19 protein-coding genes are annotated in these 20,157 nt (G+C 59.9%); 6 read left to right on the plus strand and 13 right to left on the minus strand.

Annotated features, from left to right (window positions below; genetic code table 11):
- Nucleotides 1-58: 58 nt before the first annotated feature.
- From QSK43_RS17620 to kduI, 6 genes are all read right to left on the minus strand, one after another.
- Nucleotides 59-1,036: a TRAP transporter substrate-binding protein gene (locus QSK43_RS17620; RefSeq protein ID WP_332304536.1), complete on the minus strand. Its 978-nt coding sequence runs from the start codon at nt 1,034-1,036 to the stop codon at nt 59-61.
- A 142-nt stretch (nt 1,037-1,178) separates the two neighbouring features.
- The gene (locus tag QSK43_RS17625; RefSeq protein ID WP_332304537.1) at nt 1,179-2,057 is read right to left on the minus strand and encodes an amidohydrolase family protein; all 879 of its coding nucleotides are present in this window, start codon (nt 2,055-2,057) and stop codon (nt 1,179-1,181) included.
- Nucleotides 2,054-3,190 carry a mandelate racemase/muconate lactonizing enzyme family protein gene (locus tag QSK43_RS17630; RefSeq protein WP_332304538.1) on the minus strand — a complete coding sequence of 379 codons (1,137 nt, stop codon included), beginning with the start codon at nt 3,188-3,190 and terminating at the stop codon, nt 2,054-2,056. The genes QSK43_RS17625 and QSK43_RS17630 overlap by 4 nt, the downstream gene beginning before the upstream one ends.
- Nucleotides 3,191-3,226: 36 nt before the next feature.
- The gene (kdgD, locus tag QSK43_RS17635) at nt 3,227-4,138 is read right to left on the minus strand and encodes a 5-dehydro-4-deoxyglucarate dehydratase (protein ID WP_332304539.1); all 912 of its coding nucleotides are present in this window, start codon (nt 4,136-4,138) and stop codon (nt 3,227-3,229) included.
- A gap of 113 nt (nt 4,139-4,251) precedes the next feature.
- Nucleotides 4,252-4,995: a 2-dehydro-3-deoxy-D-gluconate 5-dehydrogenase KduD gene (gene kduD / locus QSK43_RS17640; protein ID WP_332304540.1), complete on the minus strand. Its 744-nt coding sequence runs from the start codon at nt 4,993-4,995 to the stop codon at nt 4,252-4,254.
- On the minus strand, nt 4,992-5,816 hold the full coding sequence (kduI, locus tag QSK43_RS17645) for a 5-dehydro-4-deoxy-D-glucuronate isomerase (RefSeq protein WP_045020526.1): 825 nt from the start codon (nt 5,814-5,816) through the stop codon (nt 4,992-4,994). The genes kduD and kduI overlap by 4 nt, the downstream gene beginning before the upstream one ends.
- 178 nt (nt 5,817-5,994) lie before the next feature.
- Between kduI and QSK43_RS17650 the strand changes: the two genes are divergently transcribed.
- The 3 genes from QSK43_RS17650 (at nt 5,995) to QSK43_RS17660 (ending at nt 8,023) form a co-directional block, all read left to right on the plus strand.
- Entirely contained in the window at nt 5,995-6,792 is a 798-nt protein-coding gene (locus QSK43_RS17650) for an NAD-dependent epimerase/dehydratase family protein (RefSeq protein WP_332304541.1), read from the plus strand.
- A 134-nt stretch (nt 6,793-6,926) separates the two neighbouring features.
- Nucleotides 6,927-7,664 carry a FadR/GntR family transcriptional regulator gene (locus QSK43_RS17655; protein ID WP_332304542.1) on the plus strand — a complete coding sequence of 246 codons (738 nt, stop codon included), beginning with the start codon at nt 6,927-6,929 and terminating at the stop codon, nt 7,662-7,664.
- Between the two features lie 41 nt (nt 7,665-7,705).
- Entirely contained in the window at nt 7,706-8,023 is a 318-nt protein-coding gene (locus tag QSK43_RS17660) for a cupin domain-containing protein (RefSeq protein ID WP_045020530.1), read from the plus strand.
- Nucleotides 8,024-8,052: 29 nt separating this feature from the next.
- Here QSK43_RS17660 and QSK43_RS17665 read toward each other — a convergent pair whose 3' ends face one another.
- The 6 genes from QSK43_RS17665 to QSK43_RS17690 form a co-directional block, all read right to left on the minus strand.
- Entirely contained in the window at nt 8,053-9,285 is a 1,233-nt protein-coding gene (locus QSK43_RS17665; RefSeq protein ID WP_332304543.1) for a Xaa-Pro peptidase family protein, read from the minus strand.
- A gap of 333 nt (nt 9,286-9,618) precedes the next feature.
- Complete coding sequence (locus QSK43_RS17670; RefSeq protein ID WP_332304544.1) at nt 9,619-11,622, minus strand: aldo/keto reductase; 2,004 nt, start codon at nt 11,620-11,622, stop codon at nt 9,619-9,621.
- A gap of 66 nt (nt 11,623-11,688) precedes the next feature.
- Nucleotides 11,689-12,774 (minus strand): ABC transporter ATP-binding protein, encoded by a 1,086-nt coding sequence (locus tag QSK43_RS17675; protein WP_332304545.1) that lies wholly within the window; start codon nt 12,772-12,774, stop codon nt 11,689-11,691.
- Nucleotides 12,775-12,784: 10 nt separating this feature from the next.
- Nucleotides 12,785-13,621, minus strand: coding sequence for a carbohydrate ABC transporter permease (locus QSK43_RS17680; RefSeq protein ID WP_332304546.1), 837 nt, complete (start codon nt 13,619-13,621; stop codon nt 12,785-12,787).
- Entirely contained in the window at nt 13,618-14,478 is an 861-nt protein-coding gene (locus QSK43_RS17685; protein WP_045020538.1) for a carbohydrate ABC transporter permease, read from the minus strand. The genes QSK43_RS17680 and QSK43_RS17685 overlap by 4 nt, the downstream gene beginning before the upstream one ends.
- A gap of 253 nt (nt 14,479-14,731) precedes the next feature.
- Nucleotides 14,732-16,003, minus strand: coding sequence for an ABC transporter substrate-binding protein (locus QSK43_RS17690; protein WP_332304547.1), 1,272 nt, complete (start codon nt 16,001-16,003; stop codon nt 14,732-14,734).
- Between the two features lie 86 nt (nt 16,004-16,089).
- Here QSK43_RS17690 and QSK43_RS17695 point away from each other — a divergent pair, with 86 nt between their 5' ends.
- Nucleotides 16,090-16,986 (plus strand): helix-turn-helix domain-containing protein, encoded by an 897-nt coding sequence (locus QSK43_RS17695; protein ID WP_332304566.1) that lies wholly within the window; start codon nt 16,090-16,092, stop codon nt 16,984-16,986.
- On the opposite strand, the gene QSK43_RS17700 is transcribed toward QSK43_RS17695, so the two are convergent.
- On the minus strand, nt 16,983-17,837 hold the full coding sequence (locus tag QSK43_RS17700; protein ID WP_332304548.1) for an AraC family transcriptional regulator: 855 nt from the start codon (nt 17,835-17,837) through the stop codon (nt 16,983-16,985). The genes QSK43_RS17695 and QSK43_RS17700 overlap by 4 nt on opposite strands.
- 123 nt (nt 17,838-17,960) lie before the next feature.
- Between QSK43_RS17700 and QSK43_RS17705 the strand changes: the two genes are divergently transcribed.
- On the plus strand, nt 17,961-19,157 hold the full coding sequence (locus tag QSK43_RS17705; protein WP_332304549.1) for an MFS transporter: 1,197 nt from the start codon (nt 17,961-17,963) through the stop codon (nt 19,155-19,157).
- Nucleotides 19,158-19,247: 90 nt separating this feature from the next.
- Nucleotides 19,248-20,144: a LysR substrate-binding domain-containing protein gene (locus tag QSK43_RS17710; protein WP_332304550.1), complete on the plus strand. Its 897-nt coding sequence runs from the start codon at nt 19,248-19,250 to the stop codon at nt 20,142-20,144.
- Nucleotides 20,145-20,157: the final 13 nt, after the last annotated feature.

A 20,157-nucleotide genomic window follows, 5' to 3' on the forward strand; every position in this document is an offset into this window, starting at 1 on the left:
CAGACCAGATGACGACAAAAGAAAACCGGCCCTGTTGCCAGAGCCGGTTTTCCCTATGTCACTTGACCGCTTTTACCCGTTCAAGAAGGTCCTTCATCTTCGGATCGGTCACGAACTTGTCGTAGACCGGACCCATCGCGGCGGCGAATTCCTCCTTGTCGACCTTGATGACGTTGACGCCACCGGCACGCACCTTTTCTTCCGATGCCTTTTCGCGGGCGCTCCACAATTCGCGCATCTTGCCGACGGAATCCTTCGCCGCCTGGCGCACGAGCTTCTGGTCTTCCGGCGAAAGCTTGTCCCAGGAGACCTTGGATATCACGAGGATTTCCGGGTTGAGGGAATGTTCCGTCAGCGAATAATTCTTCGCGACTTCGTAATGACGGGCGGATTCGTAGGACGGCCAGTTATTTTCCGCTCCGTCGACCACACCGGTTTCAAGTGAGGAATAGACCTCGCCCATCGGCATCGGCGTCGGGTTCGCGCCAAAAGCCTGCATCATCGAAATCCACAGATCCGACTGCTGCACGCGGATTTTGAGACCCTTCAGGTCCGCCAGTTTTTCGATAGGTTTTTTGGTGGTGTAGAACGAACGTGCGCCGGAATCGTAAAAGGCAAGACCGATAAGGCCATGCGGTTCGAAGGCCGCCAGAACTTCATCGCCGATCGGACCGTCAACGGTATTGTGCATGTGTTCCGTCGAACGAAACAGGAAAGGCAGACCGAGGACGGTGGTTTCCTTCACCAGATTGTTGAAGGGCGCGGCGTTGACGCGGTTCATGTCGATGACGCCGAAGCGGGTCTGCTCGATGGTGTCTTTCTCACCGCCGAGAACCGAATTGTTCATGACCTGCACCTTGATGCGGCCCTTGGAGCGCTCCGACAGAAGCTCGCCCATATATTTCACGGCTTCGACCGTCGGATAACCGTCGGGATGGATGTCTGCCGAGCGCAGGGTAATTTCCTGCGCGCTGGCGGAAACGCCTGACAGCGCGATCCCCATCGCGACGCACATCATGCTTGCAATTTTTTTCATGCTTTCCTCCTCCGTTGTAACAGCGGCCCCGCCCCTCCAAGGCTATCGGACCGTATTTTCACGCCCGTCCGGGCCGGCATGCAAAGACCTTTCACTTATAAAGATGATGGGGCCTCCCTTCCCCAACCATCCCGAATTGAAACTATGCCGCCTTGAATGGCGGCAACTTGAACAGAGCCTCAGGGTTTTCCACCAGCGCGCGATGGCGCGCCGTCTCATCCGGCAACCAGCCGAGAACCAATTCAGCAAGACGTGCATCGTCAGGATAGGCGGCAGTCTCGCGAATGGAATTATGCGGCCAGTTGCTGCCCCACACGATGCGTTCCGGCGCATGCGCCGCGATCACCCGCGAAAAGGCGGCCACATCTTCATAGGGCCAGCTGTCACGTGAACTTTCATAGACACCAGCGAATTTGAACCAGAGATTGCCGCGGTCGATCAGCTTCAAAAGCGCCGCCATCTCCGGGCCATCAGGGTCGATGCCCTTAAAGAACTTGCCGTGGTGATCGAATACCCAGCGCGAGCGGATTTTCTCAAGTCGCGGCAAATGGTCGAGAAGCGTGTTACCGTCGAACTGTAGCGCCACCATCCAGTCGGCTGTATGAGCGCGCTCATCCACCGCCTCAAGTTCGGAAAGGTTCACCGCGCCGCCCGGCAGATCCATGATGCGTGCGCCAACGGCACCAGCGGCGGCAAGGTGTTCCATGTCTTTTTCGGTCGTGCTTGCGTCGATGATTACCACCGCATGCGCCGCCTCGCCCATCTCTGCAACGCAGGCGAGCGTATTGGCATTGTCGCGCTGATGGGCATTGCCTTGGGTAATGATGACGCGGTCTATGCCGAGCCATTGCATGAGCCGGCGATAATCGGCCGGCCCCGGCAGCGCGCCGGGCGGCAGACCGGGCCCGCCCGGCAAGGCGGGATAACCCGGCAGATACATATGCATCTGCGTATCGATGGCCCCCTTCGGAAAAGACGGCTTCGCAGGCGTGCCCGTCAACTGGCGTTCAAGCGTGCTCATGCCTCTGGCATCCTGTATTCGACAAGCGCGTCGCGGTTGATCTCGATGCCGAGACCCGGCCCGTTGGGGATGGCGACAACGCCACCCACCGCCTCAAGCGGCTGTTTCAGCACGGCCTGCCGGAACGGATTGGGCGTGCGGTCGAATTCCATGATCGGTTCGATGGGATTGACGCGCACCGGATCGGGCGTCATCGCCGCCATGAATTGCAGCGCAGCGGCGATCTGTACGCCGGTGCCCCAGACATGCGGCACGATGCGCACGCCGTGGAGCGTGGCCAGCGTGGCGATCTTCTGCGTTTCGGAAAAGCCGCCGCAGCCACAAAGATCGGGCTGAAGAATATCCACAGCACCTGCGGAAAGCGCCTGCCACATGCCGTGGCGCCCGTGCCAGGTCTCGCCGCCCGCAACGGGTATTGGCTGGCCCGCCCGCACGCGCTGATAGGCATCGAGCTGTTCAGGAACCACCGGCTCCTCGAACCAGTCGATACCATATTCGGCAGCGCGGTTACCGAGGATGATGGCTTCCGTAACGGTATAACCGTGATTGGCGTCGATCATCAGCCGCATGTCAGGCCCGATCGCTTGGCGCACGGCGGCGATGACAGCAAGATCCTCCTCGATGCCGAAACCGATCTTGATCTTGCAGGCGTGGAAACCTTCCGCACGGCGTTCCGCCATCTCAGAGGCATTGTCGGAGACCCGATCAACGCCGTCACGTTTGAAGCTACCGGTGGCATAGGCGCGCACGCTTTCGCGCCAGCGCCCGCCGAGCAGCATAGAGACGGAGGTGCCGTAATGCTTTCCCTTGATGTCCCACAGCGCGATATCGATGCCGGACAGGGCCGTGATGCTGAGGCCGCGCTGGCCCTGATCACGGAGGGCATTATAAAGCACGGCCCAGATTTTTTCAGTCTGGCGCGGATCCTGGCCAAGAAGCCAGCCGGAATAGGCCTGAACCACGGCGGCGTTCGGTCGCGCCGGACCGAGGCATTCGCCCCAGCCGACGGTTCCGTCATCGCATTCGATTTCCACCAGAATATGGGCGCGCCGGTCGAAGCGCATGGATGCGCTTTCAAACGGCGTGTCCAGCCGATGTTCGAGCAGATGCGTGCGCACCGCTGTGATCTTCATCGCTCCCCTCCCGTTATGCCCCGGATCAGGCCTTGATCAGACCTTGCGCTTGTGCGTGCCGATCAGGGCGTCGAGCATGTCTACTTCCTCATTCGTCAGATCCTTCAGCGGCGCACGCACCGGACCTGCATCGAAGCCCTGCAGGCGAACGCCAGCCTTGATGGCGGCGACGGCATAACCCTTGGCGCGGTTGCGGATCGCCATGAACGGATAGAAGAACTCCGTCAGGATGCGTTCGCAGGTGGCACGCTCGCCGGCACGCAGCGCCGCGTAGAACTCGTTGGCAAGGCCGGGAACGAAGTTGAAGACGGCCGAGGAATAGGTGGTGAAGCCGGCACCGAGATAGGCTTCGGCAAACAGTTCCGCCGTCGGCATGCCGCCGAGATACATCAGGCGGTCGCCCATTTTTGCGGTGATCTGGCGAACGAGACCGATATCGCCTGTGCCGTCCTTGAAGCCGACGAGGTTCGGGCATTCGTCGCAAAGACGCGCCAGCGTATCGGCCTGAAGCACGGAGTTGTCACGGTTATAAACCATGACGCCGATGCCGACCGACTGGCATATTTTCTTGATGTGCGCGTAAAGGCCTTCCTGTGGTGCATCGATGAGGTAATGCGGCAGAAGCAGGATGCCGTCGGCACCGACCTTTTCGACGGAGCGGGCAATATCGACCGCGACTTCGGTGCCGTATCCGCAGCCGGAAACGATTGCCGTTTCGCCGGCCACTTCCTTGGCGGCGGAAACGATGGTCGGGATTTCATCCGGCTTCAGCGAAAAGAACTCGCCCGTGCCGCCGGCGGCAAACAGCACCGGCGCCTTGTAACCGGCGAGCCATTCGACATGCGCCCTGTAGCTATCGGCCGCAAAACGGCCCTCGGAATCGAAATGGGTGACCGGGAAGGAGAGCAGGCCGGAGCCGAGCGCCGCCTTGATTTGTTCAGGGTTCATCATCGGTATTCCTCTGCAAGTTCGATGGATTGGCCACTACCTAATCCGCCAGCCATGTCTTTGTCAACAACTCATCATACATGTTGTATGATGAATTTTATGAATTTGCACAATCAGCGCGCCAACCAGCCGCCATCAACATTGAGAATGGCGCCATGCACGTAGTCGGCAGCCGGCGAAGCGAGGAAAACCGCCGCCCCGGCAATGTCTTCGGAATGACCCCAGCGGCCGGCTGGAATGCGCTCGAGAATGGCCTTGTTGCGGGCCACATCCGCGCGCAGCGCCTCGGTATTGTTGGTTTCGATGTAACCGGGTGCGATGGCATTGACGTTGATGCCCTTTGCGGCCCACTCATTTGCCAGAAGCTTGGTGAGACCTGCCACGCCATGTTTCGCCGCCGTGTAGGACGGCACGCGGATGCCGCCCTGAAACGACAGCAGTGAGGCGATATTGACGACCTTGCCGGAACGCCCTTTCGCCAGCAGTTCCTTTGCGAAGGCCTGCGTGGTAAAGAACAGTGCCTTGAGATTGACGTCCATCACCTCATCCCAGTCGAGTTCGGAGAACTCGACGGAATCAGCGCGACGGATGATGCCGGCATTGTTGACGAGGATATCGAAACCGGCGTCAGTGAAACTGTCCTTCGCCGCCAGTGGATCGGCGAAATCGATCGACAGCGCGTCGGCCTTGCCTCCCGCCTTCGTTATCATTTCCAGCGTCTCGTCCGGCGCACGGCGGGCAGCGCAGACGACTTCCGCGCCAGCGGCGGCAAGGCCAACCGCGATTGCCTGGCCAAGCCCCGTATTGGCGCCCGTCACCAGCGCCTTGCGCCCTTGAAGCGAAAAGGGGTTTCTCATTTCAGATCCCCCGGCTGGATGAAGTCCATGTCGGTATAATCGACATTGTCTCCCGCCATTGCCCAGATGAAAGTGTAAGAGCCGATGCCAGCGCCCGAATGAATGGACCAGGGCGGCGAAATCGCGCCCTCCTCATTGGAAATGAACAGATGTCGGGTCTCCTGCGGCTCACCCATCAGGTGCAGAACACGCGACTTTTCATCCATGCCGAAATAGAGATAGGCCTCCATGCGGCGATCGTGAATATGCGAAGGAATGGTGTTCCAGACGGAGCCGTCCTCCAGCATGGTATAGCCCAGCACCAGCTGGCAGCTTTCCATGACGAGCGGATGGATGAACTGGTTGATGGTGCGCTTGTTGGAGGTTTCCGTCGCGCCGAGTTTTACTTCCTTGCTGTCGGCAAGGCTGACGAGTTTTGCCGGCAGGCTGCGATGCGCCGGGCAGGAGGTAATGTAGAACCGGCCCGCACCGTCAAAGGTGACGGCACCGCTGCCCGCGCCAAGATAAAGCACATCGCCGCGATTGAGCGTATAGGTTTGCCCGCCGGCGCTGACGGTGCCGGTCTCGCCGACATTGACGATACCCATTTCGCGCCGGTCGAGGAAAGAAGGTGTCTTCGTCTCTTCCACCTTATCCAGCGTCAGCGGCGCACCATCAGGCACCGCACCGCCCATCACGAAACGGTCGTAGTGGGTATAGATCAGCCTGATTTCGCCGGAGCGGAACATGTCGTTTGCAAGGAAATGTTTGCGAAGCCCTTCCGTATCGAGCGTTTTTGCAAATTCCGGGTTGACGGCCTGCCTTGTTTCGACGGTCAGCATCAAACTCATCCTTCATGATTGTTGCGTATAGGACATAATATATGTTATCCGCTTTTTGTACGATCTGTATGACAAGGTCAAGAGGCGCTGGCACAACTCGGCCGCTGCGGAGACGTCGGCCACGGGTTTTCCCGCAGCTTTAAACGACCCGCAGTCCATTCGTTTAGGGAGAATTGCAATGAAACGGCTTCTTGTTACCGGTGCGGCAGGCCAGCTCGGCCGCGTCATGCGCAAGCGCCTCGCACCGATCGCCGAGACATTGCGTCTTGCCGATCTCGCGTCGCTCGATCCGGCCGGGCCGAACGAGGAATGCGTGCAATGCGATCTGGCCGATGCGGAAGCCGTCGATGCGATGGTCGCCGGTTGTGACGGCATCGTCCATCTCGGCGGCATATCGGTGGAGCGGCCCTTCGAGCAAATCCTTCAGGGAAATATCATTGGGCTTTATAATCTCTACGAGGCCGCGCGCGCCCACGGGCAGCCGCGAATCGTTTTTGCCAGTTCCAACCACACGATCGGTTATTATTCCCAGACCGAACGGCTTGGCCCGGACGTTCCCGTCCGGCCGGACGGTCTTTACGGCGTGTCCAAATGTTTCGGCGAAAGCCTTGCCCGCATGTATTTCGAAAAATTCGGCCAGGAGACGGCGCTGGTCCGCATCGGCTCCTGCACGCCGGAACCGCAAAATCACCGCATGTTGTCGACCTGGTTTTCGCATGACGATTTCGTTTTGCTAATCGAGGCGGTTTTCCGTGCGCCGGTGCTCGGCTGCCCGATCGTCTGGGGCGCATCCGCCAATGATGCGAGCTGGTGGGACAATTCCCATCTCGGCTGGCTGGGCTGGAAACCGAAGGACAATGCCGAGGCCTTCCGGCAGCATATTGCCGAGACAACGCTGCAACCGGACCCCAAGGACGCTATTGCGCGGTTCCAGGGCGGCGCTTTCATCGACAATCCGATCTTCAAGGCGACGTGAAATGCCATATGAGACCGACAGGCACGACAACCGGTCCATCCTGCGCGAGTGTCGGCATTGCAAGCCGGGCCACGAATAACGTATCGAGGGAAACCGGACGCAAACCTGCACTCTTTTTTAGAATGGCGACGAAAATGACAAGAGCGACAACCTCCGAACCGGCAGCCCCGCAAGGCAGGACACTTGTGGTGAAGGTTTCTGAAGAACTGCGAAGCCAGATCGCCAAGGGTCGTTACAAGACGGGCGAACGCCTGCCCTCCGAAGCGCAGATGACGCAGGAATTCGGCGTGAGCCGCACCGTGGTGCGTGAGGCCATCGCCTCACTCAGGTCCGATGGTCTGGTCGAACCGCGTCAGGGTGCCGGGGTCTTTGTGCTGGAGCCCGCGCCTGTCGAGCGACGTCCCTTTCACAATATCGATCTTGCCCGCGTCTCCTCGCTGATCGAAATGCTTGAACTGCGCACCGCCGTGGAAGGCGATGCCGCCGGTCTTGCGGCCATTCGCCGCTCGCCGGGGCAAGAGGAAAAGATCATCGAGGCCTTCGATGCTTTTCGCGCCAGCGCAGCCAAGGGCATTCCGACAGCCGAAGCCGACTTCGCCTTTCACCTCGCCGTTGCCGAGGCAACCAACAATCCGCGCTTCAGCGAGTTTTTGCAGGTACTTGGCACGACCCTCATTCCGCGCCGTGCGGTCGCTGAAAACGGCAAGGAAACCGTGCTTTCGCCCGCCGACCTCAACCGGCTTGTCGGCGAGCATGAAGCGATCCTGATCGCGATACAGGACGGTGACGAAGAGGCGGCACGAAGCGCCATGCGTCACCACCTGAAAAGCAGCCAGACGCGTTACCGCGCCATGCTGCGCGCACCGCGTTGAAAACTATCCGCATAACGACATTGCACGACTGAGGAGACAACATGCAGCAACTTCCGACATTCCCCACCGTTTCGCCTGACGATGGCGTCGAACGCACCGTGCTTTCCGAAGCGCCCGAGCTGATGGTTGTTTCCTTCCGCTTCAAAACCGGTGCGGAAGGCAAGTTGCATAGCCATCCGCATGTGCAATCCACCTATGTGGCGCGCGGCAGCTTCCGCTTTTACCGCGACGGCGAGGCCTATGACCTCGAAAAAGGCGACAGCCTGATTGTGCCCGGCCATGTCGAACACGGTTGCCTGTGTCTGGAAGAAGGCGAACTGATCGACTGCTTCACCCCGCGACGCGACGATTTCCTCTGAACCCACCTTTCCTCTGAAATTCAGGGGCCTCAGGCGCGGGACAAATCCCGCAGGGTGCGTGGCAGGCTGTTCATGCACTCGGCCCCTGTCGGGGTCACAAGGAACTGGTCCTCGATCATCAGCGCACCCAGCCCTTCGCCATAGAAGGGCGCTTCGAGCGCCACGACCATGCCGGGCAGAATGATTTCCGGATTGTCGTTGGAAAAGAACGGCCACTCTTCGATACCCACACCGCCGCCGACAGAATGGCCGAAATGGCCGCGATAATATTCGCTGAAACCTTGGCCGCGCATCGAGGCCAGCATGACGGCGTGCACCGCGCCGAATGTATTGCCGGGGCGAAGCGCTTCCAGCCCGCTGGCAAAGGCTGCTTCCAGCGCCTTGAAAATATCGGCCGCCAGCGGCGAGACAGGCCCCCATGAAAAGGTCCGCGCGCCATCCGACGAATAACCGTCGACCAACGTGCCGACATCGGCCTTGATCAGCGCCCCCGGCGTGACGACCGCCGCCATATCCGACAGGGCCGGACCGACCGATATGTAATCCCAGTGACCGCTCAGCAAAAAGCCCGATTTCAGGGCATGCGTCTGCACGCCCGATTTCCAGGCGGCTGAAAGCTGGCCAAGCGCCGCTCCCGCCCGCACGGTGGCCGCCATCTCCACCAGCCCGGCCTCGGCGGTGGCGGCTGCGCGTCTTAGAAGCTCGATTTCGCGTTCGGATTTCACCGCGCGTAGACGTTTCAGTACCGTCGAACCGTCCACCCAGTTCACATTGGGTAGCGCCTGACGCAGGGCTAGAAAATCGGCGGCGGGCATGAATTCGAGGTCCGCGCCGATGCGCGCCGCAGACATGCCTCGTTCCCGCAGAAGGTCGGCCAGCAGGCTGAAACAGGCTGTGCGATCGAATGTCTCTGGCCTCGGACCGCCGGAATTGCTGCGGCGATAGACATCGTCCACCTGCGCAACACCTGAGGCGCCGCCAAGATCGACCATATCGATCCAGATACGATGGCGGCGCAGATCGACATCCGGCGCGGCCATGGCGACGAGAGGTGCGGCATGGTCGCTGACGACGGCGGCCAATCTCGCCCCGGCATCGGCCGGCACCAACGCGATGGCCGAACCCGCCCTGCCCCACATCGTCGCAACACCGGCATGAGCGCCGACAGCATAACGGAAGGCTTCCGGCTGGAAGAGCGCCAGCGCATCCATGCCCGCCTCGACCATCAATTGCTGCGCACGGCTTCGATCGATATCGCCCATAAGAACCCCGGTAGATTGTTTCACCCGCTTTGTTTTTGGTGCAGGCAAGTTTCATTACAACTTCGCTTTATCAGCGGCCGGGTGAGGAAAGAAGCAGGAAAACAGGATTTGGGCCGGAGGCCGGGATTAGCCCCCCGACCCAGTGCTTTTTTACAGGTCGCAACCTCCACTTTCCTCCACTCCGGACTAGATCCGGGGTCTAGCGCGATCAAGTCCCTGATCGCAAAAAACTCTTTTCACCGCGCGGACGCGCCGTGGCTGGATGCCGGATCAAGCCCGGCATGACGGAGGTGAAAAACGGAAACGGCGGGAAACCCGCCGTCCCGTGGCTGCTCAAGCCTCAAGCCATTTCAGCTGCTCATCCGTCAGCTTGATATCCAGCGCCGAAAGACTGTCCTCCAGCTCCGCTATCGTGCGCGGCCCGATCAGCGGGATGACCGGGAAGGGTTGGGCGATGACATAGGCAAGCGCGATATGGATCGGGTGACGGCCGAGTTTCCGGGCAAGCTCGATCGCCCGGTCGCGGCGGTCGAAATTGCGATCGGAATACCAGACGCGGACGATCTCCTCGTCGTCATGCTTGTCCCGTCCGGCACGGTCGGTAAAGAAGCCACGCCCTTGGCTCGACCAGGCGAAGTTCGGAATCTGGCGGGATTTGAGCCACTCCTTCCAGTCATCATCCGACGCCGCAACACATCCCGCCCAGATGGGATCAAGCATTTCGGCAAGTGAGAAATTGTTGGAAAGTGCCGCCGGGGCCTGTTTGCCTTTTGTCCCGGCATAGGCGGCAGCCTCGTCCATGCGCTCGCGCGTCCAGTTCGAGCCGCCGAAAATGCCGCGAATGCGCCCGCGGCGGACTTCGGCATCCATCGCATCGACAAATTCGCCGACCGGCACGTCGGGATTATCGCGATGCATGAAATAGGCATCGACATAATCCGTCTTCAACCGCTCCAGCGACTGGTCGAGCTGCTTGGCGATCATGTCCGGATAGCAAAGCGGCGAATGCGCGCCCTTGCCGATCAGAACGATCTCTTCGCGCGGCACGTTACGGCTGGTATGCCAGTCGCCAAAAATCGCCTCGGTCTTGCCCCCTCCATAGACGTAAGCCGTATCGAACAGATTGCCGCCCGCCTCGTAAAAGGCATCGAGCGTCAGGGATGCGGAAGCGAAATTGGGGAAGAACTCGAAACCGAGCGCGACCACGGAAGCCGGTTTGGCAATGCCCGGTATCTGGCGCTTGGGAACAGCATTGCCAGCCACGACCTTTCCGCCTGCAATATTGGCGATGCGCGCGGTTGCTTTCTCGACGCTGTATCCGAGGCCGACGGAAGCGCGCCACTGATCCATGACGCGCAGATTGCCGAGACTGTCGGCCCAGACCATGCCGGGCGCGTCGAATTCCCGCTTGCCCTGACGGATCGCCTCGCCAGCCGCATCGACCTCGAAGGAATAGAGCCAGCGATCCTCCGGTATCTCGATTGTTTCGGTCTTGTCGCCCCTGAAAATATCGATCCGGCCGGTACCGCCCTTGTGGCCGGCGGCGTACCAGAAATCCTTGACCTCGATACGGCCTTCCGAGCCGATGATGCGCAGCACATTGTCCTGCCCCGCCATGATCGAGCAGGACACTTCGGCGACGATGCCGTTTGAAAACTTCAGGACGGCCGAAGCCCATTCATCGACGCCCGACTGGCCGAGATGGGCGGCACCGACAACCTTTTCCGGCTCGGCAAAGGGCTTGCCATCCACAGCGCCGGCAATCAGCCGCACCATGGAAACCGGATACCCGCCGACATCGAGAATGCCGCCGCCAGCCGTCTCATTGGCGAAAAGCCGGTGGTCGGCCCGGAAAGACCCCATGTTGAAACCGAAGCTGGAGCGGATGATACGGATATCGCCCACCGCGCGGCTTTTGATCAGTTCCACCAGTTTCGCCGTCTGGGGATGCAGACGATACATATAGGCCTCGCCCGCAAAGACGCCGGCCTTTTTCGCCTCGTGGAAAATGGCGTCGGCATCGTAGGCGGAAAGCGCGATGGGCTTTTCCACCAGCACGTTTTTACCCGCCCGGATCGCCTTGATCGCCCATTCCGCATGGCCGGTATGGGGCGTTGCGATATAGACGGCATCGATATCGGGATCGGAAAGCAGCGCATCGTAGCCATGGATAATGCGCGCGCCGGCAAAAGCTTCGGCAAGACCCGGCTTGTCCGGATTGCGGGTGGCGATGGCCTCAAGCCTGCCGGTGCGGGAATGGGCAATGCCGTCCGCGAAGGTCCTGGCGATGGTGCCCGGGCCGATGATGCCCCAGCGGATCGGTTGGTCGGTCGTCATGAAAACCTCGTCTTTCATGTAGGTGTTTGGCATGTAAGTGTTTGGCATGTGGGTGCTTGGGAAGTTTCAGCGCAGGCGGTTGCCCTCGCTGTCGAAAAGAAATGCCTTGCGGGCGGAAAGGCCGACCGTCAGCCGGTCGCGATTGACAACGTCGCGCGATTCCGGACGTTCGATAATGAGCTGCTCGTCGCCTTGCGTACGGGCGTAGACATAGCTGGTATTGCCAAGATGTTCGGCGACATCGACGTCGACGGTGAGATCGGCATCGCCCCTGCCCATATCCGTGAAATGTTCAGGCCGGATGCCGAGCGAGACCCGGGCTCCCTCGTTGAGCCGGTCCTTGAGCGGCAGGGTTAGCCGCACTGCTGGATCGCTGTCGAGCGAGAGCGTCGCGCTCTCCGCGCCGGCACCGATAATGGTCGCCTCCAGAAAATTCATCTTGGGCGAACCAACGAAACCGGCGACGAAACGGTTGGCGGGGTCATCATAAAGATCGAGCGGCGCACCGACCTGTTCGATCTTGCCCGCCCGCAGAACCACAATCTTGTCGGCAAGTGTCATCGCTTCGGTCTGGTCGTGGGTGACATAGATCATCGTGGTGCCGAGCTGCTTGTGCAGCCGCGATATTTCCACCCGCATCTGCACCCGTAGCTCCGCATCGAGGTTCGACAGAGGTTCGTCGAACAGGAACACCTGCGGTTCACGCACGATGGCGCGGCCAATGGCGACACGCTGCCGCTGGCCACCGGAAAGCTGCTTCGGCCTGCGTTCCATCAACTCGTTGATCTGCAGGATTTCGGCGGCCCGGCTGACGCGCTTTTCCGTATCGGCCTTTGGGTTGCCATTCATCCTCAAGCCAAAGGACAGGTTTTCGGCAACCGTCATATGCGGATAAAGCGCATAGGATTGAAACACCATGGCGATGCCGCGATCGGCCGGATCGGCATCGTTGACCGTTCTGCCGCCGATGCTGATATCGCCGCCCGATATATCCTCCAGCCCGGCTATCATGCGCAGCAGCGTGGATTTTCCGCAGCCGGATGGGCCGACGAAGACGACGAACTCGCCATCGGCAATATCGAGATCCGCACCATGGATAACTTTCAGCGCACCATAGCGCTTGACGACATTTTTGAGCGAAAGTTCCGCCATGCGGCCTCCCTTACTTGACTGCCCCGGCGGAAATGCCGGCGATGAAGTGACGCTGCAAAGCGACGAAAACCACGAGGATGGGCGCCGTGAGCAAGACCGCACCGGCCATGATGCCGCCCCATGACACTTTGGTGAGCCCGATAAGGGTGCCAAGCGCCACGGGTGCGGTCATCATTTCCGGGCGAGAGTTGATCAGCAGCGGCCAGAGATAATTATTCCACGAAGCGAGGAAGAGAATGATCGACAGCGCCGCCATGGTGGGCCGCGCCAATGGCAAAGCGATGCGCAGGAATATCTGCCATTCCTTGACGCCTTCCACCCTTGCCGCATCGAAAAGCTCCGTCGGCATCATCGAAAAGGACTGCCGCATGAACAGCACACCGAGCGAATTGAACAGCGGCGGCACGATGAGCGCGACCCAGCTATTGGCGAGCTTGAATTCACGCGCCACCATGATGAATTGCGGAATGACGACGACCGCGAAAGGCAGGGTGATGGTGCCGAGAATGATGGCGATCACCACTGAGCGTCCTGCGAAACGATAACGCGCCAGCGCCCAGCCCGCCATGGAGGTCAGGAACACCGAGAGAACCGTATAGATGACCGCAACGGTAATCGAGATGAACATGGCCCTGAGGAAGTTGGTATCCGCCTGAAGGTTGCTGAAATTCTCGATGAAGTTGGTGGACGGCACGAGTACGATATCAGGGCTGAAAATGCCGAAATCGGGCATGGTCGAAAACACGAACATCATCCACAGCGGAAACAGCCAGATGATGGCAAGCGGCGTCAGCGCCGCATGCAGCGTAATCTTCTGCCAGAAAAGCGATCTGGATTTCGATCTCATTTCGGCTCCCTCCCGACCCAGAGATTAAGAAGCGAAATGGCGATGGCGAGCGCCGCCATGGTGTAGGCAATGGCCGAGGCGTAACCGAAATTGAGCGAGGTGAAGCCCTGCCGGTAAAGGAACAGCCCCAGCGTCTCCGTGCCGCCGCCGGGTCCACCCCTGTTGGTGATGAGGAAAGGTTCAGCGAAAAGCTGCATGGTGCCGATGACCGACAGGACCACGCAGAAGAGGATGATGGGTTTTAAGAGCGGCAGGGTGATGTGGAAGAATTGCTGCCGCTTGTTCACCTTGTCCAGCGTCGCCGCCTCGTAGACATCGCCGGGGATGGATTGCAGGCCGGCAAGAATGATGATGGCGTTATAACCCGCCCAGCGCCAGGTGACGGCGATGATGACCAGCGCCATGGCAGCATTGGCATTGTCGAACCACGAGATCGGTGAAAGACCGACGGACGTGATGAGCTTGTTGATGATGCCGAAATCGGCGCTGAACATCAGCCGGAAGACCGCAGCATAGGCGACCTCCCCAACGACAACAGGCGCGAAGAAGGCGAAACGGTAAAGCGGGCGCACCTTTAAGAGCGGTGAATTCAGGAGCACCGCCATAACGGTGGCAAGCGCGATCATGACAGGCACCTGAATGACGAGAATGATCAGCGTATTGTAGAGCGCGTTATAAAAAGCCGGATCGGAGACGAGCCGTCCCCAGTTCATGGACGGCGCGAATCGCCATGGATTGATACGGGTGTTCTGGAACGACAGCATGAACGAACTGATGATCGGCCAGACCCAGAACGTCGCGAAAATCAGAAGATAGGGCGCAAGGAACGCGTAAGCGATCCTGTTCCTTGACGGCATGACGACCTCCAGATGCCGGATGGTTGACCGGAAAAGCTTGGAAGAGGCCCGCCCCGTTTCAGGGGCAAGGCCATTGCAAGGCGGTGCCGCGTGTTTTTTCTCCCCATCGGGGAGAAGGTGGCCCAAAGGGCCGGATGAGAGGGCAAGCTGTCGGCCTATCGCTGGCGTCGCCCCTTCATCCCGCCGCAGCAACCTTCTCCCCGGCGGGGAGAAGAAACACACGGCACCGCTCGTTCCCTCAACAGCAGACGGGCTACTCGGCTACCGGAAGACCCGTGGCCGTTTCGATCTGCTTTGCCGCATCATCGAGTGCTGCTTTCGCATCGGGATAACCGCCCGCGAAATATTTGGTCTGCGTCGCTTTGTAGATTGCATCCGCATCCGACTGGAACGCGGTGCCCCGGCTCGGCACGATTTTCGGCAGGGTTGCCAGAATATCGGTCCAGACCGCCTGCCCGCCCCAATAGGGCTGCTTTTCCTTGACGAAAGGATCATCGACGGCGGAGAGAAGCGAGGGAACGAGGCCGAAGGATTTCAGCATTGTCACCTGCCCCTCATTGGTGGTGAGCGCATAATCGATGTATTTCCACGCAGCTTCCTTGTGCTTCGACGCCGAACTGATGGCCAGCGAAGAGCCGCCGAGATTGGCCGCATGTGGGCCGTTGGGCGTAAGACTCGGCATCATATAGACGCCCCACTTGCCCGAAAGATCAGGAGAGCCGGAGCGAACCGTGCCTTCATACCAAGCGCCAAACATCTGGCTCGCCGCCTTACCGGCCGTATTGGACTGGATCTTCTCATCCCAGATCGCGGCCGTGATGATGCCTGCGTCCTTCATCTGCTTGATCTTCTCAAGCGTGGCGACACAGGCAGGTTTGTTGATGGTGATATTCTGGCCATCGGTCGAAAAGTAACCGCATCCCTGCTCGTTGGCGATCATGCGGAACCATTCGCTGTCGCCGTTAAAATCGGCCTGCGCCATCACCGTGCCGGGGTTCGCGGCCATGACCTTCTTGCCCGCCGCGATGAAATCATCCCAGCTCTTGATGGCGGCCGGATCGACAGCAGCCTTTTCGTAGAAGTCACGACGATAAAAAACCGCAACCGGACCGGAATCCCATGGAACAGCATAGGCCACACCGTCAATTTCCAGTTCGGTGCGCTTGAAGTCCGGAAAAAGCGCCTGTTTTTCAGGCGTATAACCAAGTGCGGTCAAATCGGCAAAGCAATCGGGAAAACGGCTCCAGAACAGCTCCGCCTCAAAATTCTCGACGGTTACAATATCCGGAAGACCATCGCCACCGGCTGCGCAGGCCGCCAGCGCCTTGTCAAAAACCTGATCGTTTCCAAGGTCTTCAACGACGATCTTGATATCCGGATTTTGCTTGTTGAAGCCTTCGACCGTGGATTTCAGCGCCGAGGCGGCGACATTCCAGCTCCAGATGGTAACGGTCTCGGGTTGCGCCATTGCCGGTGCTGCAAAGAGCACCAAAGCCGTCGACGCGCCAAGAAATTTAAAGCACATTGAAAACCTCCCTTTTCCAATTGCCGTTCTTTAGCGAACATGGGCACATTATCGGCGGCAGGAAATCTGTCTCGTACAAAGGGAACATCGATTTGGCGGAAAGTAAGATTGCCGAAAGAGCCTTCTACCAGCCGGGCGCCAGCAGCATCGAAGGCATGCCGACGACGCTGCAGCTTTTTCACAACCACCCGCCCATCATGCTGCGTCCGCACTGGCACGCCCAGGTGGAGGTGAACTACGTCATGTCCGGGTCCGTGCACTACCGCATGGGCGACCACGACCTTTCGCTCCATGCCGGCCAGATGTGCATTTTCTGGGGCGGGCAGCCGCACCAGATGGACCGCTCTTCCGACGATTCCTTCTATACTGGCGCACATCTGCCGCTCGTCCATTTTTTCCGCATGCGGCTGCCGGCTGCGGTTTCCAGCCTGCTGATGGGCGGCGCAACGATGGTGAGCGCTGAGACCGACCGGGCCGACGAGGAAAACTTCGGCCGCTGGTTCCGTTACGTTACCTCGGGCGATCCCGCCAAGGCGCAGCACGCGGTGGAGGAATTGCTGCTCAGGGTCGAGCGGATGTTCCTCGAACCTTATTCCGTCATATCCTCCGCCATCAACGGCAAACGCGATAAAGACGACGAGAGCATTGCGCCTTCCATCGGGGTGGTGCGCATGTGCGATTTCATCGCCGCCAATTTTCTCAACGACATCGACGCGACCGAGATTGCCCGGGCTGCCGCGCTTCATCCGAAATATGCGATGAACCTGTTCCGCAAATCCACCGGCATGACGTTGATCAAATATCTCACCCTGCTCAGGCTTTCCCGCGCGCAGGCGATGCTGATGAACGGCAAAGACAATATTCTGCAAATTGCCATGGAAAGCGGCTTCGGCTCCGTCAGCGCCTTCAACAAGGCATTCCGCCAGATCGCAGGCATGTCGCCTTCCGATTTCCGCCGCGACATGCGCACAACGGCGGCCTAGTTGTCGATTTCTCCAAAGTCGGCGAAACCGGCACCGCGCTGGCCTGCCGCCTTGCGATAGGCGCGGGGCGAGTTGCCGAGCATCCGCCGGAACATGGTGGTGAAAGCCGGAATGTTTTCATAGCCGGCATCGAGCGCCACGTTGGTCACTGCCTCCCCCGCCGCAAGCCTCGGCAGCGACGCGAAAATGCAGGCCTGCTGGCGCCAGGTGACGAAGCTTAGCCCCAGTTCCTTGCGGAACAGCCGTGTGAACGAACGCCGGCTGATGCCCATGGCCGCCGCCCAGTCGTCTATCTCCACCCGCGCAACCGGCTTTTTCAGAAAATCGCGGCAGAGAGCGGCCAGACGCTGGTTATTTGGAAAGGGCAAACCGAGCGGCCGCTCCGGCAGGCGGTTGACCTCATCCAGCAAAAGCGCCCGCACCAGACCCTGCCGGTGAAAGGCAACGGGCTGAATCTCCTCGCCGAGCAATTCTGAAATCAAGCTGGAGGCGAGATCGGTTATTTCCACCACCCTCGGAGCCCCGGCGTGAAACAGATCGGGGTGAACGTAGATCGAGTGCATCTCCACCGTAGAGATGATCTCGGACTCGTGTTTCAGCCCGGCGGGAATGATAAGTCCGTGACCGGGCGGTATCATCCAACGCCCGGCAGCGGTGCTGACCAGCACGACGCCCTGGCGGGCGCACCATATCTGCACCCGGCCATGGCTGTGGATCGGCGTGCGGTGTCCCGTTGGGTAGGCACGGTGAAGCGCCAGCACCGGTTCGTTGGTGCCGTCGATCAATTTCAGGCTGCGCTCATGGTCGTCATCCGCCAGACGGGCAGGCTTTAGCGATTTGATTTTTGCCATTTGGCCCATTCACAAAGAAACTCGTCCAGAACACGAAAGCAGGCCAGAAACAATATGAATAAAAGCGGGAAGAAATAAAGACACATTTCCCGTCTCCCGCCGGGAATCTGGAGAGGATACATCATGGCCACCGTCACCAGCGCCGGGTTCAACCCGCAACGCACGGCGTTTTCAATCATCGCAGCCGCCAGTTTCTGCCACATGCTCAACGACATCATGCAATCGCTGCTGACGTCGCTTTATCCGCTGCTGAAGGCCAATTATGCGCTCGACTTCATGCAGATCGGGCTGCTCACCTTTGCCTTTCAGGTGACAGCGTCGCTGCTGCAGCCGGTCATCGGTCTGGTGACCGACCGGTGGCCCATGCCGTTCTCCCTGCCCGTCGCCATGCTTTCCACCTGCGCCGGCCTCATCACGCTCGCTTTCGCTCATAGCTTTGCCGTTCTGGTCGCGGGCGCCTGCCTCATCGGCATCGGCTCGGCCATCTTCCATCCGGAAGCCTCCCGCGTCGCGCGCCTGGCATCGGGCGGACGCCACGGCCTTGCGCAGTCGTTCTTTCAGGTCGGCGGCAATACCGGCACGGCCATCGGCCCGCTGCTGGCTGCCTTCATCGTCATCCCGCTCGGCCAGTCGAGCCTCAGCTGGTTTTCTCTGATCGCCCTTGTTGGTTTTATCGTGCTGTCCTGGGTCGGCGTCTGGTACACGCGTCACCGGCGCGCAACCGTCGGCAAGGCTCCCGCCAGCCGTACCCTGCCGCTCGCACGCGGCGCTGTGGCGATGACGCTCGCCGTGCTGGTGGTTCTGACCGCCACCAAGAATGCTTATCTCGCCAGCCTCTCCAGCTACTTCACCTTCTACACCATCGAGAAGTTCGGGCTGGGCGTGCAGGATGCGCAGGTTCTGCTGTTCCTCTTCCTCGGCGCTTCGGCGGCCGGCGTTTTCTTCGGCGGCCCGATCGGCGACCGTTTCGGCTCACGCGTCGTCATCTGGTTCTCGATCCTCGGCGTCATCCCCTTCGCGCTGATGCTGCCCTATGCGAACCTGTTCTGGACGACCGTTCTCGTCGTCGTCATCGGCTTCGTCTTCTCCTCCGCCTTCTCGGCCATCGTCGTGTTCGCGCAGGAACTGGTACCCGGACGCGTCGGCCTCATCGCCGGCATGTTCTTCGGTTTCGCCTTCGGTTTCGGCGGCATCGGGGCGGCTGTTCTCGGCGTCTATGCGGATAAGGAAGGCATCGAGTTCGTCTACCGCATCTGCTCCTACCTGCCGCTGCTTGGCCTGTTGACCGTGCTTTTGCCAAAACTGCCGAGCCACCGATAAAAGCCCTTCGCTCTCAAGCGTTTCGTCACGGCAGTCACCTGTGTTAATCAACAGGTGACTGCCGTAATTCGTTGAGCGAAGACCAGCCTTATGCAGATACCGATAAAATCGATCCTCGTTTTTCACGCCGCAGCAAGGGCGGGCAGCATTTCGCGGGCGGCGGAAGAACTAAGCGTCACGCCTTCGGCCGTTTCCCAGCAGATCCAGTTGCTGGAGGGCCAACTCGGCACGACCCTGCTGGCGCGAACCGGTCGCAAGGTGACTCTGACCGAGGCAGGCGAGCGGTACTTCTCGATGATCACCGCCCAGATCGAGCAGATTACCGACGCAACCGACAGTATACGCGGCTTCCGCTCGGTGACGACGCTGACGATACGGGCAACGCCGACCGTTTCCAACAAATGGCTCCTGCCACGGCTCGGCTCCTTTCTGGAGGAGCATCCCGAACTGGAAGTGCGTCTCGATGGTACCAACGAACCCACCGACTTTTCGCAGGAGCTCGTCGACATAGAGCTACGCCACGGTGATGGCCGCTGGCCGGGCCTGTTCGTGGAAGGGCTGGTGGAGGAGGAATTCCTGCCGGTCTGCTCGCCGGACATGCTCGGTGCCGGCACCTTCCTGCCCGAAGATTTGCAGAACCAGCGACTGATCCACTCGGTCAAGGCGCAGGCGCAATGGAACCACTGGTTCCCGCTCTCCGGCGTGACGGCTGAAAAGCGCTGGCGTCGCGTCCTGTTCGATCGCAGCCACATGGCCATCGACGCCGCCGTTCTCGGCATCGGCGTGGCGCTGGAAAGCACATTGATGATGGAGCGGGAACTGCAACGCGGAATGCTGATCCCGGCCGTCGCCGATGCGCCCCGCATCAAGCTTGTCACGCAATGGATCGTTTGCCCGCATTCCCACCTGCGGCAGAGAAAAGTGACGCTGTTTCTGGAGTGGATGCGAAAACAACGCGACGAGTGGCAAACCCGTCGCGTTGTCTGAAGTTTCCGGCCGT

Source organism: Rhizobium sp. GR12 (assembly GCF_036596185.1).
GTDB classification, from domain to species: domain Bacteria; phylum Pseudomonadota; class Alphaproteobacteria; order Rhizobiales; family Rhizobiaceae; genus Agrobacterium; species Agrobacterium nepotum.